The organism is Shewanella sp. MF05960 (assembly GCF_050849305.1).
Taxonomy (GTDB): domain Bacteria; phylum Pseudomonadota; class Gammaproteobacteria; order Enterobacterales; family Shewanellaceae; genus Shewanella.
The window spans coordinates 58,479-75,489 of the sequence record NZ_JBOZPS010000011.1 but is presented as its reverse complement, the minus strand read 5'-3'; the positions used below and the strand labels follow the sequence as shown (position 1 = coordinate 75,489).

The 17,011-nt window shown below is 42.9% G+C and carries 14 protein-coding genes; 10 read left to right on the top strand and 4 right to left on the bottom strand.

Annotation, left to right across the window (positions count from 1 at the left end; translation table 11 throughout):
- The first annotated feature begins 211 nt into the window (after positions 1 to 211).
- The 4 genes from ACROAE_RS12705 (at position 212) to glpG (ending at position 3,736) form a co-directional block, all read left to right on the top strand.
- On the top strand, positions 212 to 1,405 hold the full coding sequence (locus tag ACROAE_RS12705) for a glycine C-acetyltransferase (protein WP_432402275.1): 1,194 nt from the start codon (positions 212 to 214) through the stop codon (positions 1,403 to 1,405).
- Between the two features lie 41 nt (positions 1,406 to 1,446).
- Positions 1,447 to 2,472, top strand: coding sequence for an L-threonine 3-dehydrogenase (gene tdh / locus ACROAE_RS12700; RefSeq protein WP_188918508.1), 1,026 nt, complete (start codon positions 1,447 to 1,449; stop codon positions 2,470 to 2,472).
- 110 nt (positions 2,473 to 2,582) lie between these two features.
- Entirely contained in the window at positions 2,583 to 2,891 is a 309-nt protein-coding gene (glpE, locus tag ACROAE_RS12695) for a thiosulfate sulfurtransferase GlpE (RefSeq protein WP_432402273.1), read from the top strand.
- Positions 2,888 to 3,736: a rhomboid family intramembrane serine protease GlpG gene (gene glpG / locus ACROAE_RS12690; RefSeq protein ID WP_432402271.1), complete on the top strand. Its 849-nt coding sequence runs from the start codon at positions 2,888 to 2,890 to the stop codon at positions 3,734 to 3,736. The genes glpE and glpG overlap by 4 nt, the downstream gene beginning before the upstream one ends.
- Before the next feature lie 54 nt (positions 3,737 to 3,790).
- Here glpG and elbB read toward each other — a convergent pair whose 3' ends face one another.
- Entirely contained in the window at positions 3,791 to 4,447 is a 657-nt protein-coding gene (elbB, locus tag ACROAE_RS12685) for an isoprenoid biosynthesis glyoxalase ElbB (RefSeq protein ID WP_432402269.1), read from the bottom strand.
- Positions 4,448 to 5,065: 618 nt separating this feature from the next.
- Between elbB and polA the strand changes: the two genes are divergently transcribed.
- Positions 5,066 to 7,822, top strand: coding sequence for a DNA polymerase I (gene polA, locus ACROAE_RS12680; RefSeq protein WP_432402267.1), 2,757 nt, complete (start codon positions 5,066 to 5,068; stop codon positions 7,820 to 7,822).
- Positions 7,823 to 8,580: 758 nt separating this feature from the next.
- On the opposite strand, the gene yihA is transcribed toward polA, so the two are convergent.
- Positions 8,581 to 9,246, bottom strand: coding sequence for a ribosome biogenesis GTP-binding protein YihA/YsxC (yihA, locus tag ACROAE_RS12675; protein ID WP_432402265.1), 666 nt, complete (start codon positions 9,244 to 9,246; stop codon positions 8,581 to 8,583).
- A 265-nt stretch (positions 9,247 to 9,511) separates the two neighbouring features.
- Between yihA and ACROAE_RS12670 the strand changes: the two genes are divergently transcribed.
- From ACROAE_RS12670 to ACROAE_RS12650, 5 genes are all read left to right on the top strand, one after another.
- A complete protein-coding gene (locus tag ACROAE_RS12670; RefSeq protein WP_432402263.1) occupies positions 9,512 to 10,135 on the top strand; it encodes a c-type cytochrome in 624 nt (207 codons plus the stop codon).
- A 1,108-nt stretch (positions 10,136 to 11,243) separates the two neighbouring features.
- A complete protein-coding gene (locus ACROAE_RS12665; protein WP_432402261.1) occupies positions 11,244 to 11,906 on the top strand; it encodes a class I SAM-dependent methyltransferase in 663 nt (220 codons plus the stop codon).
- A gap of 55 nt (positions 11,907 to 11,961) precedes the next feature.
- Positions 11,962 to 12,510 carry a Der GTPase-activating protein YihI gene (yihI, locus tag ACROAE_RS12660; RefSeq protein WP_432402259.1) on the top strand — a complete coding sequence of 183 codons (549 nt, stop codon included), beginning with the start codon at positions 11,962 to 11,964 and terminating at the stop codon, positions 12,508 to 12,510.
- A 112-nt stretch (positions 12,511 to 12,622) separates the two neighbouring features.
- On the top strand, positions 12,623 to 13,090 hold the full coding sequence (locus ACROAE_RS12655; RefSeq protein ID WP_432402257.1) for a DUF2489 domain-containing protein: 468 nt from the start codon (positions 12,623 to 12,625) through the stop codon (positions 13,088 to 13,090).
- 167 nt (positions 13,091 to 13,257) lie between these two features.
- Entirely contained in the window at positions 13,258 to 13,830 is a 573-nt protein-coding gene (locus ACROAE_RS12650) for a lysophospholipid acyltransferase family protein (protein WP_432402255.1), read from the top strand.
- A gap of 5 nt (positions 13,831 to 13,835) precedes the next feature.
- On the opposite strand, the gene ACROAE_RS12645 is transcribed toward ACROAE_RS12650, so the two are convergent.
- Positions 13,836 to 15,281 carry an alpha/beta fold hydrolase gene (locus tag ACROAE_RS12645; RefSeq protein WP_432402253.1) on the bottom strand — a complete coding sequence of 482 codons (1,446 nt, stop codon included), beginning with the start codon at positions 15,279 to 15,281 and terminating at the stop codon, positions 13,836 to 13,838.
- Positions 15,282 to 15,308: 27 nt separating this feature from the next.
- Complete coding sequence (locus tag ACROAE_RS12640; RefSeq protein WP_432402251.1) at positions 15,309 to 16,577, bottom strand: mechanosensitive ion channel family protein; 1,269 nt, start codon at positions 16,575 to 16,577, stop codon at positions 15,309 to 15,311.
- Positions 16,578 to 17,011 lie beyond the last annotated feature (434 nt).

Sequence of the window (17,011 nt, the reverse complement as noted above, 5' to 3'; positions counted from 1 at the left end):
CCCACTATTACAGTTGTTAACGATTAGTTTTTTTAATGTGAACAATCACTAGCCCTAATCTAATTCATGTTGGTCTGACGACTAAAAAAAACGCTGTGGAGCGACAAAAATAAAGGTTAGAATGCCAATAACTCCAAAACACCCTTCAATTACAGCGGTGTTTTACTGCGTGATTTGGATAAGCATAATAACCATACTTAGGAGAACACAGGTGGCATCTACCTCTTTTTACGACCGTATCAATCAACAAATTGTCGATGTTAAAGCCGACGGTTTATACAAAAGTGAACGCATCATTGCTTCTGCACAGCAAACAGCCATTGAAGTAAATCACGAAAAAGTGATTAACTTTTGTGCCAACAACTATTTAGGCTTAGCCAATCACCCAGAGCTTATTCAAGCTGCCAAAGCCGGCTTAGACAGCCATGGTTTTGGTATGGCATCTGTGCGTTTTATTTGCGGAACTCAAGACACTCACAAACAATTAGAAGCAAGCCTGAGTGAATTTTTGGGCATGGAAGATACTATCCTTTATTCTTCATGTTTTGACGCTAACGCCGGTTTATTCGAAACCTTATTAGATGCAGAAGACGCGATTGTGTCTGACGCCTTAAACCATGCTTCTATCATTGACGGTGTGCGTTTATGTAAGGCCAAACGTTTCCGTTATGCCAATAACGACATGGCTGACCTTGAAACGCAATTAATTGCCGCTCAAGCTGCTGGCGCGCGTAATATTTTAATTGCCACCGACGGCGTATTTTCAATGGACGGCGTTATCGCCAACCTCAAAGGTGTGTGTGATCTTGCCGATAAATATGGCGCACTGGTGATGGTTGATGACTCACATGCCGTTGGCTTTATTGGCCACAATGGCAGAGGTACTCATGAATACTGCGATGTAATGGACCGTGTAGACATTATTACCGGTACGTTAGGTAAAGCATTAGGCGGTGCTTCAGGCGGATTTACCGCGGCCAAAAAAGAAGTGGTTGAATGGTTACGCCAGCGCTCGCGCCCTTACCTATTTTCAAACTCATTAGCGCCGTCAATCGTTAGTGCCTCAATTCACGTGCTTGAAATGCTTAAAACAGGCCAAGCTTTACGTGAAGCCGTATGGGAAAACAGCCGTTATTTCCGTGAGCAAATGTCAGCTGCTGGCTTTACTTTGGGCGGCGCCGACCATGCGATTATTCCGGTCATGATTGGCGATGCCAAACTGGCCAGTGACTTTTCAAACAAGTTGCTTGCTGAACATATCTACGTAATCGGCTTTTCGTTCCCTGTGGTACCAAAAGGCCAAGCGCGTATTCGCACCCAAATGTCTGCTGCACATACTCGCGAGCAACTAGACCATGCTATCAGCGCCTTTACCCGTATCGGTAAAGAAATGGGTATTATCTAACTCGCTCACGTCAATAAGCTCGGGAATATTAGGTTACTAAGATGAAAGCATTAAGCAAATTAAAGCCTGAAGAAGGCATCTGGATGGTTGATGCACCAAAACCAGAAATGGGTCATAACGATCTATTAATTAAAATCCGTAAAACCGCGATTTGCGGTACCGACGTGCATATCTACAACTGGGACGAATGGTCACAAAAAACCATTCCAGTGCCTATGATTGCTGGCCATGAATACGTGGGCGAAGTGGTCGACATGGGCCAAGAAGTGCGCGGCTTTGCCATTGGCGACCGCGTCTCTGGTGAAGGCCACATTACCTGTGGTTATTGCCGTAATTGTCGTGGTGGTCGTACTCATTTATGCCGTAATACTTCTGGTGTAGGCGTAAACCGTGATGGTGCCTTTGCTGAGTATCTAGTATTACCGGCGTTTAATGCGTTCAAAATCCCAGCAGACATCTCTGATGACTTAGCCGCCATTTTTGATCCATTTGGTAATGCCGTGCATACCGCGTTGTCATTTGATTTAGTTGGCGAAGATGTATTAATCACCGGTGCTGGCCCGATTGGTATTATGGCAGCAGCCGTGTGTAAACATGTAGGTGCTCGTCATGTTGTCATTACTGACGTTAACGAATACCGTTTAGATTTAGCCCGTAAAATGGGCGCGACTCGCGCGGTGAACGTGGCCAAAGAAAGCTTAAAAGATGTGATGAAAGATCTCGGCATGACCGAAGGGTTCGATGTCGGCTTAGAGATGTCTGGTGTACCGTCAGCATTTCACGCCATGTTAGACACCATGAACCATGGTGGCAAAATTGCCATGCTGGGTATTCCTGGTGGCGAGATGGCCATTGATTGGAGCAAAATCATTTTTAAAGGCTTAATCATCAAAGGCATTTACGGCCGAGAGATGTTTGAAACCTGGTATAAAATGGCCAGCTTAATCCAATCAGGCTTAGACTTAACCCCAATCATTACTCACCATTTTAATGTTGATGATTTCCAGCAAGGCTTCGATGCAATGCGCTCTGGTCAATCTGGCAAAGTGATTTTAAGCTGGGATTAATCCCCAAGATTATTATCATCGGCACTCTCAAGGGGTTGTATTTATACAGCCCCTTGTTGCAAACTGGCTTCCATACAAACGCTTTCTGTAAACTTTTTATAGGTAATACCATGTCTGGTTTTAAACACTTGTCTGTTAATGAGCTAATCCATATGTCTGAGGCATCTAACGAGGTGCAGGTTGTTGATATTCGTGACGCAGCTAGCTTTGCAGCAGGCCATATTCAACACTCCGTTAATTTAACCAACGAAAACTTAGCCCACTATATTGCAGCTGCAGATATGGATAAGCCGCTTGTGGTTGTGTGTTATCACGGCATGAGCAGCCAAAGCGCGGCAAGTTATTTAAATGAGCAAGGCTTTGATGACGTCTACAGTCTTGACGGTGGCTTCAGTGCTTGGAGCCTCGCCAACTCATGATAGAAATAGGCCAACTTCCTAACGCCCGCGCTGCGCAAGCATTTATTGATTACCTTAAAGGGTTGAACATTCAATGCCATGCTGTGCAACATGCCCAAGGTGTTGGCCTAATCATTAGCAATCCCGCAGATGAACCACAAGCGCGTGCGGAGCTCGAGCTGTTTGCTAACAATCCCTATGACAGCAAATATTTACAAGCCTCATGGGACAATGGTGACACCTCAGCAAAGTTTAACTATGGCCCAGGCGCTAAAGGATTGCTGCAACAATTTTTAAGCGGTGCAGGCCCACTTACACTCATTACGTTTTTTGCTTGTGTCGCGGTATTTGCAGGGATGAATCTAGGCTTTGCTGACGCAATATACACTCAACTATCGTTTTTCAGCGCCGTACCACAAAGTGACATAAGCCAAATATGGCGTTTGTTTACCCCAAGTTTAATGCACTTTTCTGCCATGCATATCATCTTTAATTTACTGTGGTGGTGGTATTTAGGTGGCAAAATCGAAACCAATATTGGCACAAGGCCATTGCTATTTTTACTACTTGTTGCTGGCACCTTACCGAGCGTAGTGCAGTTTTATATGACGGGGCCAAACTTTGGCGGCTTGTCTGGCGTAGTTTATGCTGTAGTAGGATACACCTGGTTAATGGGTATTCGAAAACCTAGCTGCGGCATTCGTTTACCACAGGCGTATATGGGTTTTATGATGATATGGTTAGTGCTTGGATTCACTGATTTACTCGGTATGCCAATTGCGAATGGCGCCCACATCGGCGGTTTACTCGTCGGCCTGGCTCAAGCACTGTTTGACAGCCGCAAACTACAGCAAAACAGCCAATAGCCTCAAACAAAAAACCACCTTAGTCGGTGGTTTTTGTTTTAACAACAGCAACCATTAATCAATCATTTCAATCACTTTATTAACTAGTTTTTCAATACCTACATGGGCCTCTAAAATCGACGTAGCCAACATATATGCAGGCGTGCTCACCACTTTATGCACTTCATCCACCACAATATCATCCACCTTAACCGCCTGATGTAAGCCTCCCATCTCATTAAATGCCTGCGCGGTATCACTGTCGTTACCAATAGTCCCCGTCACACCTTGACCGTAAATCAGTGGGATCATCACCGGAGAAATACACACAAAACCAACCGGTTTACGGGCGTTGGCAAAATCACGAATAAAGTTTTCCACAATCGGGTTGATATGGCAGCGGCTACCCGTTGTGGCAAAATTTGATAAGTTTTTCGCCGCGCCAAAACCACCAGGGATCACTAACGCATCGAAATCATTGATATCTAAATGGCTGGCATTAAGCACTTCTCCACGCGCAATACGAGCAGACTCGACCAATACATTACGGGTTTCGTCAGTATTGACCTCACCGGTTAAATGATTCACGACATGCATTTGGGCAATGTCTGGGGCAAAACATTGATATTGTGCACCGGCACGGGTAATGGCCAGCAAGCTCAACACGGCTTCATGAATTTCAGTGCCATCAAACACCCCACATCCACTCAGTAACACGGCTATCTTTTTCATGTTATTCACCTTCATTTGTAATATAACGTTGGTTCTTCGGCTTAATGCCTTATGCAGTGACGCATTTGAATTGAGCGTTTAGTTGTACTGTTCATTGTACTTTTAATTGATAATGTAAAATTTACAACATAAATCCAACAAAACGGTTGATCTGATTAAAAATCGTGCTAACTTAGAACGTCAAATTTACCTGATGGGCTTTTTTTAGCCATAAAACATTATTGAAATTCATTGTGGCTTAACTGACATCAATAAAAAAGTCCACAAATTAGTTATATTTATTGAAATTAATAAATAGCTCACAAAAATAAAAATAATAAATAAAATTCAACAAGTTACTGATTTCATTTCAAGCCGTAAGAAAATCTATCCAGCAACGTTGATTATTTCACTCACAGACTTATCCACAGGCTGCGGGTCATTTTTCGTCGATAAAATTCAACATTTTACCCCATAACCACATAAGCAAAACTCACCAACCGTGCGGCTTGTCGGACCATTAATCTCTTCCTCACTTAAAGAGATAAATTGGCGACAATCTCACAAGTACCTTGAGGTGCTGTGGGTATAATGTCATCCTATCAGTCTCGCAAAATACACAATACGAAAAATCAAATTATGCCAACAATTCCGAATAATCCGCTTATCCTCGTCGATGGTTCTTCTTATCTTTATCGCGCTTATTATGCGCCACCTCATTTAACAAATTCAAAAGGTGAAGCGACAGGTGCGGTTTATGGCGTTGTTAACATGCTTCGGAGTTTATTGAGCCGTTATAGCCCTAGCCATATTGCAGTGATTTTTGATGCTAAAGGCAAAACTTTCCGTAACGACATGTATGGCGAATATAAAGCGCAACGCCCACCTATGCCAGATGATCTTCGCAGTCAAATAGAACCGCTGCACCGTATTATTCACGCAATGGGCTTACCATTGATTAGCATTTCAGGTGTTGAAGCAGATGACGTCATTGGCACCATAGCCTTACAAGCGAGCAAAGAAGGCCGTGCTACGTTAATCAGTACTGGCGATAAAGACATGGCGCAGTTGGTCAACGAACACGTCACCTTAATTAATACCATGACCGACACCATCATGGGCCCAGAAGAAGTGAAAACTAAATTTGGCGTTGGCCCAGATCGCATTATCGATTTCTTAGCATTAATGGGCGACAAAGCCGATAATATCCCAGGTTTGCCTGGCGTGGGTGAAAAGACCGCATTAGCCATGTTAACTGGTGTTGGCAGTGTGGCGCAGCTACTTGCCGATCCACAAAGTGTGGTAGAGGTAGGCTTTAGAGGCTCAAAAACCATGCCCGCTAAAATTATCGATAATGCCGATATGCTTAAGCTGTCATACGAACTTGCCACCATCAAAACAGATGTTGAGTTAGGACAAGACTGGCACCAACTTAATGTTAAACCTCAAGACCGCGATGAACTCATTAAATGCTTTGGTGAAATGGAGTTTAAGCGCTGGTTAGCAGAAGTATTAGACAACAAACAACCCGCTGGCACTGTTAGCCAGGACACCAATGAAGAAATCACTGTATCTGCGCCTATAGAAACAGAATATGAAACCATCCTCACCGAAGATGCATTAAATAAGTGGATCGATGAGCTTAGCCAAGCTGAACTGATTGCTGTTGATACTGAAACCACCAGCCTCAATTACATGGAAGCCCAGCTTGTGGGATTATCCTTTGCGACTCAGGCAGGCAAGGCAGCATATCTGCCATTAGCCCATGACTACCTGGATGCCCCACAACAATTAGATAAAGCCGCAACTCTAGAAAAACTGCGTCCTATTTTAGAAGGTAAAATGCCACAAAAAGTGGGCCAAAATCTAAAATATGACATGAGTATTTTAGCCAATGCCGGCATTAAGCTTGGCGGCGTACGCTTTGACACCATGCTTGAGTCATATGTATTTAACTCGGTGGCATCACGTCATGATATGGATGGCTTAGCACTCAAATACTTAGGCCACAAAAATATCAGTTTTGAAGAAGTTGCAGGTAAAGGGGCCAAACAGATCACCTTTAATCAAGTTGACTTAGCGACTGCTGGACCATACGCCGCAGAAGATGCCGATATCACACTCCGTTTACATGAGCACTTATGGCCTCGCTTAGAAAAAGAATCAGAATTAGCCTCCGTATTTAACGAATTAGAATTGCCGTTAATTCAGGTATTGTCCGACGTTGAGCGCCAAGGGGTATTGATCGACTCAATGCTACTGAGTCAGCAAAGTGGTGAACTGGCCAAAAAACTCGATGACCTTGAAAATAAAGCATATGAAATTGCCGGCGAAAAGTTTAATCTCGCATCACCTAAGCAATTGCAAACGCTGTTTTTTGAAAAGCTTAATTACCCTATTAAAAAGAAAACCCCGAAAGGCGCGCCTTCAACTTCTGAAGAAGTATTAGTAGAATTAGCACTAGACTATCCGCTGCCTAAAATTATTCTTGAGCACCGTAGCCTGGCTAAATTAAAAAGCACCTACACAGATAAATTGCCGCTCATGGTTAATGCCACCACCGGCCGCGTTCATACTAGCTACCATCAAGCTAATGCCGCAACCGGGCGTTTGTCGTCTAGCGAGCCTAATTTACAAAACATCCCTATTCGTACAGAAGAAGGCCGCCGCATTCGCCAGGCTTTTATCGCACCAGCTGGGCGAAAAATTTTAGCAGCCGACTATTCGCAAATCGAATTACGCATTATGGCCCACTTATCTCAAGACAACGGGTTATTAACCGCGTTTGCGGCAGGTAAAGACATCCATAGAGCAACCGCTGCTGAAGTCTTTGGCGTTCACTTTGAAGAAGTGACTACCGAACAACGTCGCCGCGCGAAAGCGGTTAACTTTGGCTTAATTTACGGCATGTCTGCGTTTGGGTTAGCCAAGCAATTAGATATTCCGCGTAACGAGGCACAAACTTATATCGACACCTATTTTGCTCGCTATCCGGGTGTGTTGAAATATATGGAAGAAACGCGTGCAGCTGCGGCTGAGCAAGGTTATGTATCGACTCTATTTGGTAGACGCTTGTACCTGCCAGAAATCAACGACCGTAACGCAATGCGCCGCCAAGCCTCTGAACGCGCCGCGATTAACGCACCGATGCAAGGCACCGCTGCCGATATCATCAAAAAAGCCATGATTGCCATTCACCAGTGGATAAACCAAGACACGCAAGGTGAAATCACCCTAATTATGCAAGTACACGATGAATTAGTATTTGAAGTTGATGAAGCCAAAGCTGACGCACTTAAAACCAAAGTGTGCGACCTAATGGCCCAAGCGGCATCACTTGATGTGATGTTACTGGCAGAAGCCGGTGTGGGCGATAACTGGGATGAAGCACACTAATCCACATTAAGCTTATCACTGACATTTTGTAATGTATTAACTCACCCATCCACAATGCCGTATTTGATAATACGGCATTGTTGTTTATTGTTCTGACCGGTAAGGACATAAATGAAGTGATACCTTCGTCGTTGCAAACCGCGAATTGCCTTCAATAAGCCGGACTCTACAAACCTGCACACGATTTTTACAAAAATCTCTTTCGTTAAAAATAAGCGCCATGCGGATGGGTATAAATCTTAACGACTTTGTAAAACACTCAACAACCCAGATGACATGGTTAACAATTAAGCAAACTTTTGCAGTAACAATCACAGTTATTGTATCTTTTTATGAAAAACAGTTTTTCATTTTAAGGCGAATGCGCTATTATCTCAGCTGTAGGGTACAGAGGTTAAGATGTTCAATCTTTCAAACCTTTATTTCACTAGCAATAGTGACTAGCCAAATTCGGCGCCCCAGCAACTTAGGTTGCTGGGGCTTTTTTTTGGTTTTTTTTCGTACCTAAAAATATTTAGAGTAAATACTTTAACTTTAATAAAAAAGCAGTTATTCTATGGTCATTGAGGGCCATCAAATTGAGTTGGTGGCACTTGAGTCTTGTTGAATTTAGCTTCTCCCCAAAAGAGCTAATTTTTGTACCGATAGCCTCTTGGTTGTCGGTTTTTTTTTGCCTCAATTTCTTCATCCGAATTTTTACATAAAAAAACCGACATAAAGTCGGTTAATTCAAAAACATGCCCGCATTACATCAGAGGCTATTCTTGTTCGGTTTGCTCACGTAACGCTTTTTGCTCAGCCAACCATGTAGGATGACACCATTCATTCAAAATACTCAGCACTTTAGGCTTACCTGTGCCTTTCAGTGACGAAAACGGCTCAATTTGTACCTTGTCACTAAACTCACCTAACGCTTTACGTACATCATTAACGGTTTTCATCTTGACGCTTTGGGTCAACTTATCTGACTTAGTCAACAGCGCTAACACCGGAATATGGCTTAATACCGCCCATTCAATCATCTGCATATCGAGATCTTTCAGTGGATGACGAATATCCATTAACACCACAACACCACTTAAACAGGCGCGTTTTTGCAAATATTCGCCTAATGCTTGCTGCCATTTATTTTTTAATGCCAATGGTACTTGGGCAAAACCGTAACCCGGCAAATCGACTAAACGACGGTCGGCATCTAATTCAAATACGTTAATCAGCTGAGTACGACCAGGCGTTTTACTGGTTCTGGCTAAGCTTTTTTGCTCTGTTAGTGCGTTTAACGCACTCGACTTACCCGCATTTGAACGGCCAGCAAACGCAATCTCAACCCCGATATCCCCAGGTAGATACTGATCTAAATGTGCAATATCTGGCGCACTGATTAAAAATTTTGCCTTACGGAAATCGATACGAGATTCGGTCACTAGTCACTCCAATTTAATTACTTTCAGTAAACGCATTACCATAAATGTTTAACAATTGCTTACTTTTGCACGTTTTCGTGTAAAATATTAGCTGGATCACATTATATACCCAAGTAACGCTGATATGTGTGATGTAGTAATATTTGATCTCGTTCTACTCGAACGACGTAAACTACATCATTAGCGCTTGGAAAAACTATTTTACCACGCTTGCGGGTCTTCCTAGTAAGCTCAGGACAATAAATTAACAAGAAGTTGGAACGCCATGAAAAAGTTAGCTCTTGCGCTGTCTGTAGTAGCCACTATGTCATCACCTGCTATGGCTGAAGGTAATGCTGAAGTCGGCAAAACTAAAGTAATCGTATGTTCTGCCTGTCACGGTGTTGACGGCAACAGCATGATCGATATGTACCCAAAAATTGCAGGCCAACACCCTGCATATCTTGAAAAGCAATTAACAGAATTCCGCGCTGCCATGCAAACGGGTGGTAAAGAAGGCCGTATGGACCCTATTATGGGCGGTATGGCAATGGGATTAAGCGATACAGACATTGCTGACATCTCTGCATTCTTTGCGAGTCAAACTCAATCAGCTAATCCAGCGGTTGAAGGGACTGAAGCAGGCGAAAAACTATACCAAGGTGGCGACGCAGCTCGTGGCATCACCTCTTGTATCGCATGTCATGGCCCAGATGGCAGTGGCGCTGGCGCAGCTGGCTTCCCTATGATTAGCGGTCAACATGCTAACTACATCAAAATCCAGTTAACTAAGTTCCGTGACGGTACTCGTAACAACGATTTGAATGGCATGATGCAAGATGTTGCTAAAAAATTATCTGATGCAGATATCGAAGCATTATCTAAATATATTTCAACCATTAAGAAATAATTAGCTTAATATTGAATAATAAAAAGGGCATTTAAATGCCCTTTTTTTACCGCTAAAAGCTTACGTTTACGTCAACTTCACGGATTATTACTTGACACAGTTCACGGTTTTAGAGTTAAATACACCCCGTACCGAGGTAAACCCAACTGTTTGAACCATAAATCTAATAACATCAAGCAGATTTCGGACTGATACATTTAAGATATAAGAATAAAGAAAACACATAACAATAATAATTTAAGGCCACTCAACAATAATAATATGAGTCGCGGTTTCAATTTGAAATCCAGGTCGTAAAATTTGTAAGGAACAGACCGACTGGTCAATTTGCTATTTAGCACTACCTTACACAACAGAGTAACCCTTTTGGTGTTATTTGAATGATTCAAATAACCGCAAATCCAACATATTGTTGAAGATGCGCCCACAAGAAGCTTACTCGAAGGTACATTAAAACAAGGATGGTTGACTGTTAGTCACAGAAGACAATTAGGATAATGATGCGTCATTGAAGACCATCTACGGAAGCTGTAGTCAGGACGGCGACAGAATATAAAAAAGCGTCAGCGATGACCAATAACAACTAAAAAAGCACGGAAAGCACAATAAAAGTTACGATCTGACCGGGATAGTCACATAGCAAGTACGGATACTTGGAATCAGAATAAGGTGCGTATAAGCACTGTTTTACGAGGTGGCAGTTTACTGCCACCTTTTTTTATGCGTTTTTTAGGGTTCTATCGTCTGCAAGTCTATTTCTACTAATACCATTGCTCGTTAGTAAATGATCTCTCAGCGAGAATTTAAAAGGGCTTAAACAAGGCGAATGACTGAATGAATAGTTGTTCTCTTTCGAAGTCATGCAACGCAGTGTAAGCCCTTTTAAACTCGCCTGAAAGGAATGCACCAGCCGCTTTTGCTCTGCGTTCTCGCTATTTGAAAGGGAACAAACATGACTACATAGCAACGCCTTAATCAAAAACCGCTGAACGCATTCTGAGTGGTCACTTATTAATGTGGAATGGTATAATCTGAATTAGAATTTGGACATTGATATAATTTACTGTTATCACTATATATATTGTTTACTAAGGTGCTGCTGTCGTTAATGAGCCCATGCCCACTTTGTCATCATTCAGCTGCGTTTTTTGTGCAAGACAAAAAAAGAGCTTTCTACGCCTGCTCACAGTGCGGCTTAATTTTCGCTAATCCAAAATCACACCTTATGCCTAACCTAGAACGACAACGCTATGGTCGAGCGCAACGTTCCTCAAAACAAAAGCAATTATCACAATTTGTATTACCGTTATTACAACAAATCTCGCAGCAACAAACAGGCAGTTTAACAGGGTTAAACTTTGGCAGAGTATTAGATGGAAAAAGCCAACAAACCATTACCGAGGCTGGTCATCGAGTTAATCAATACGACCCGTTCTTCGCAGCAGATCAATCTGTATTAAATCAAAGCTACGATTTTGTTTGCTGTTATCGTGTTTTTGAGCACTTTAGGCATCCATACCGAGAATGGAAATTACTCAATCAATTGATTAAACCTAATGGTTGGTTAGCCATTAGTACGCCATTGATGACCGACAAAGCCTTATTTGCGAAGTGGCACTATAAAAACAATCCCACTCATGTCAGCTTTTATCAGCAAGCAACATTCGAATATTTAGCCTCCAATAGCGATTTTGAGCTATTATTTGCATCGAAAGATCTGGTTTTGATGCAAAAATCGTCAAAACCTGATATAAAGCGCATCCATATTTAGTGCCTTATAGAAATTGCTCTGTAAGGACGTGTTTAGAAAACCTAACGAGAACATCATGGCTCGCAGTAAAAAAACTCGCAAAGGCGGCGAAAACGGCCCTAAGTTTGCCCCAAGAGTAAAAAAAGCCGATCGCAACACGGTCGATGGTAAGAAATCAGAAACGGGCCGTAAATCTGGCAGCCGCCACAATGAAGCTTTACTCAGTAAAGCATCAGGTAGTGGCGCAGCGGTAAAAAAAGATGCACGCCATGGCAGTAAAAAGCCTGTTGCATTAACATTGCCTAAATCAATTACTGAGCCATTAGTGGTTAAGCCTAAACAGCCTAACTTAACTGACGAGCAAAAGTTATTAAAGTTAGAAGACGATCCAAGACTGAATCAATTACTTGATCAACTTGAAGAAGGTCGTGCTCTTCCTGATGCAGATCAAAAGTGGCTAGACGTTCAATTAGATAAAATTGAACAGTTAATGCAACGCTTAGGCTTAACTGAAGGTGATGAGTCGCCAGCGCCAAGCCCTAAAAAGCAACTGACTGACGATGAGTTAATGAATCGTTTTGAATCGGGTGCCGATCTGCTAAAAGATTATCAAAAAGAAGACTAAACCACTCAATGAATTTCATTTGAATGGGATAAACTGGCGCACACCGAGTTGATTGGGTAAATACCAAATCAACTAGGTACGCGCCAGTTTTGTATTCAAAAAAGGATAAATTGTGCCAACAATCACCATAGTTATTGCATTACTCATTATCATCGCCCTTGCCGCGTACGCTACTCACCTATTATTAACGCTTAAGCGTCGTACTGAGGCTAACCAACAAGCGCAAGCTGAACGTCAAGCCAAGGCAGAAGAGCGAAGACAACAAATCCTAACCGATATCCGCTATATTGCGGCGGCCATGCTAGAGGACCGTTGCGAGCTCTCTGAAGGTGTCGTACGCATCGGTAAATTGTTTGATGCATTATCAATGTCGGAACAAGTCGCCACTGATTTCCCTAATTTGTTCGCTCACTATGACATTATCAGAGACCATCCGATTATGGACGCACGCCAAGCACTGCCTAAACAGCAACGGATGAAATTTGATTTTGAACGAATGAAATCAGAATCAGAGCGAGAACAAGTCATATTAGACGAAGCCAAACGTATTGCTGAATTTAATAAACCGACCACTCATTAACACTCCCTTATCACATCAATGCGGGTGCTACTCACTTAGTCAGCCCGCAACGTTCATCCTCATACACAATTGGCTAATAATGGGTTATATGCTTTAATCACTAAACGCCCCGATTGGGTGCGAAAAACTAATAACAAGAAGCATAAATGCTCTGATTAGGACTCAATATGTTAACTACACTTTGCTCAGGATTGCTGCGTCTACTGGGGTGGACGTTTGAAGGACAACTCGATAAAACTCAACCGTGCGTGATGATAGTCGGCCCTCATACCAGTAACTGGGATTTTATCATCGGTATTATGGCCCGCAGCGCATTAGGCACTAAAATCCACTTTTTGGGCAAACACCAATTGTTTATCGCCCCCTGGGGATGGTTATTTCGTGCAATGGGAGGCAGCCCAGTAGATAGACGCAAACATAACAATTTAGTGGATGCCGCTGCCCAACTGTTTCAACAAAACCCCAACTATAAATTAGCTCTGGCACCAGAAGGTACGCGCAGCCCAGTTACCCGCTGGAAAAGTGGCTTTTATCATATTGCCGTTAAAGCTGAGGTTAAGATTGTGCCTGTGGGATTAGATTTTGGCCGTAAAAAAATTGTGCTCTCGGCGCCAATGGTGCCTACCGGTAATATTGAAGCTGAAATGAATCAATTAATGGATTTTTACCGCTCAATTACAGGTTATCGCCCCAAAAACATCCCAGTTTACCAATTACAAGCGCCCACAGAGCGACGGTAAACGATTTATAAGGCGCTTTCTAAACTTTGTTCGGCCAATACGTAACTGCCACCCAGTCGTGTTGAGTGGGTGGCAGTGATAATTCTTGTCAGCGACAACACCAGCCGAGTCGATGCTTGCGATACAAACACTGGCGACTCGCCGTAAAAAGTCACGCCTGCAAAATCAAAACGACTGCGATCACTTATCATTCTGCCCACTATGTCAGTATCTGTTGCAGTAATAACACTGCGAGTGACAGCTATTGTTTGGCCTACTGCACCAATCCGGCTCTTTGCCATGTTGAGTATCGAATCAGTCATGATGAGTTGTTGCGTATCCACATTATCAAAACGCACGAGCTTACAATCATTCAATATAATCTGTTGGTATTGACCACTAAATTGGGTTTGATCATCTTGAAAACAACGTCCAACACGCTGGCTAAGATTAGCCGTTCGTAATGGGCGCACGGTAGCAGAGGCTTGCAAGCTAGCCAGTAATAATGAATTAAATACCTGAGGGTGAGATTTCATCGGCACATGGCCAGCATCGTTAATCACATGCAATTGAGACAAAGGCAACACATGTTGCAAAGCATAGGCTGTGCGAAGTGGTGCTACGGTATCTTGTGCCCCCCAAATGATCTGGGTGGCAGGCAATTGTTGGTAACTGAGCACCGAAAAGTTTTGCTCCATGAGCGCCAATGCGGCATTCATATTCGTTTGCTCGCCAATGGTCATATTACGCACTGACGAATCAGCGCTAAATAACCGTGTTGGGTCAAATCCGGTGCCGGTTTTTTCAAGCATTTTATCGGCAAAGTTATCGACTCGCGCTAATACTCGCCTCATGCCTTGTGGTAAATCAGCCTGATCATTATCACGGGTGGAAAGATGTTTAATATATGCAGTGCGATCTAAAATGCCTGCGGCATCGACCAATACTAGCTGTTCAATACGCCCAGGATATTGGCTGGCATAATACAAACTAATCGCTGCCCCCATTGAATGACCAACCAAGCGCAGTTGCCCAGCATGACGATACTGCCCAATAACCCAATCAATCACTTTGGCATATTCTTTTGGAGAGTAAGTAAATACCACACCTTGCGACAAACCAAAACCAGGTAAATCAATCGCCACCACATGGTATTTTTCGGCTAATGCAGGGATAACGCTAAGCCAATCTTTAGAGGCTAAATCACCTAGGCCATGTATGAGTACCACGGTATCTTGATGCTCAAGCCCTGCTTGCAGTACAAATAAAGGCGTGTCATGGCTCGGCACCATCACACGTTGATATTGATATTGAGATGGGTAGTCTGCCAACTCTAACGCTGAAAGTGGTGTAGCGAACTGTGCTTCTTCTGCACCCAAAGAACGGACTTTCCGATTGATGTCGTTTAACCAATTAGCCTCTGCAGGCACCATTAGCAAAGCCAAGCACATCAGCGCAAATAACTTGCCCACTTCAGATTCCTTTATATTGCACGATGATCAATGTTGTTCAGCACCTTGTTTAATGCTGCGGATATCATTTCCGGTCGGTATTTGAAATGCACGTAAGCCAAACTCGGGTAATACCGCAAAAATATGATCAAAAATATCCGCTTGAATCGCTTCGTAATAAGTCCAACGGATATCATTGGTAAAAATATACAGCTCTATCGGCAAGCCTTCGGTAGTCGGAGCCAACTGCCTTACCATTAACGTCATGTCTTTATGAATTTTGTCATGACGACGCAAATACTCTTGTAAATACGCTCTAAAAGTACCGATATTAGTGAGTCTTCTGCCATTCACTTTCATCTCAATGTCACTAATACTGGCATTAGCGGCACTGATTTCACTGAATGCTTGCGGCAAATATTCTTTTAAATAATTAACTTTGCCTAAGCGAATACGTTCTTCATCGGTTAAAAACTGAATACTGTTAACGTCGATATTCACTGAACGTTTAATACGGCGACCGCCAGACTCAGACATGCCACGCCAGTTTTTAAAGGCGTCAGACACTAACGCGTAGGCAGGGATCATGGTAATGGTATTGTCCCAATTGCGCACTTTGACCGTGGTTAGCGTCACATCTTCTACCGCACCGTCTGCAGCGTACTTATCCATTTGGATCCAGTCGCCTTTACTCACCATACGATTCGCCGCTAACTGAATACCTGCGACAAAACCTAAAATAGTGTCGCGAAATACCAACATCACTAAACCGGTGGCAACACCTAAACCACTAAAGAAATAGATAGGCGACCGGTCGGCTAAGATTGCGAAGACAACAATTAAACCAATAAAAAACAGGAATAATTTGGTTAGCTGGACAAAGCTCTTTACGGGTAAGCGGCGGTTAATATGATTAACGTCGGCAATTTCATCAGCGGCATTCAATGCACTGTAAATAGCGCGTAAGATGAAAAACACTAATAACGAGCTCAGCAAGCGATCAATAATCATGCTGGCAAGGTCATGTGACGTCAGCACTATCGGTATGAGCAAGTCGAGAATCGCTATTGGCACCAATAGCGCAAGGCGTTCGAGTACATTGAAACGCATAAAGATATCGTCCCACGTCACCGACGAACGACGAATAATCACATTTAACCCATGCACCACAAAACGATGTGCAATGTAATAACCGACCCCAGCAATCAATAAACAGGAAAAAATTAATATCGAGGTCGCTAACCCATCTGTAGGTTGGCTGTTAATACCTAGGCTCGTTAACCAGGCCGCAATTTCAATACGTACTTCTGTATTCACACACAATCCTTAGCAACATTGTCCTTTACACAAAAGAACGTTTAATATCCAAAAAGACAAACCAAAGTGTAAAGGTTTACAGCCAACATTATGCACTTAAATGACGATTCAATTCAGCACATTCATTCAATAAAATTAACTCAACATACCACCAGCAATATTTCAGAAATTTTACCGAATAAAAAGGACCTTGCGGCCCTTTTATTATATATACCCAAACAACCTGAAGATGCTCGATTTCAGCAAGAATTTACACGCGTTTAAGCAAGGCATTGATTGCGGGTAATGGTCGTTCCCTTTCCAAAATCAATAACACAGCATAAACGCGTGTAAAACTTGCCCCTTGGGAGTTTCACCGTGTTTCCACTACGTTGTTGCGCTAATTTATAAGGTGCCTACATTACCGCATTAACGCGCCTAGTATTGAAAACACG

What these genes read in the sequence shown, in the direction of transcription:
- tdh (WP_188918508.1), top strand. Translation starts at nt 1,447, where the DNA reads ATGAAAGCATTAAGCAAATTAAAGCCTGAAGAAGGCATCTGGATGGTT.
- glpE (WP_432402273.1), top strand. Translation starts at nt 2,583, where the DNA reads ATGTCTGGTTTTAAACACTTGTCTGTTAATGAGCTAATCCATATGTCT.
- glpG (WP_432402271.1), top strand. Translation starts at nt 2,888, where the DNA reads ATGATAGAAATAGGCCAACTTCCTAACGCCCGCGCTGCGCAAGCATTT.
- elbB (WP_432402269.1), bottom strand. Translation starts at nt 4,447, where the DNA reads ATGAAAAAGATAGCCGTGTTACTGAGTGGATGTGGGGTGTTTGATGGC.
- polA (WP_432402267.1), top strand. Translation starts at nt 5,066, where the DNA reads ATGCCAACAATTCCGAATAATCCGCTTATCCTCGTCGATGGTTCTTCT.
- ACROAE_RS12670 (WP_432402263.1), top strand. Translation starts at nt 9,512, where the DNA reads ATGAAAAAGTTAGCTCTTGCGCTGTCTGTAGTAGCCACTATGTCATCA.
- ACROAE_RS12665 (WP_432402261.1), top strand. Translation starts at nt 11,244, where the DNA reads ATGAGCCCATGCCCACTTTGTCATCATTCAGCTGCGTTTTTTGTGCAA.
- yihI (WP_432402259.1), top strand. Translation starts at nt 11,962, where the DNA reads ATGGCTCGCAGTAAAAAAACTCGCAAAGGCGGCGAAAACGGCCCTAAG.
- ACROAE_RS12650 (WP_432402255.1), top strand. Translation starts at nt 13,258, where the DNA reads ATGTTAACTACACTTTGCTCAGGATTGCTGCGTCTACTGGGGTGGACG.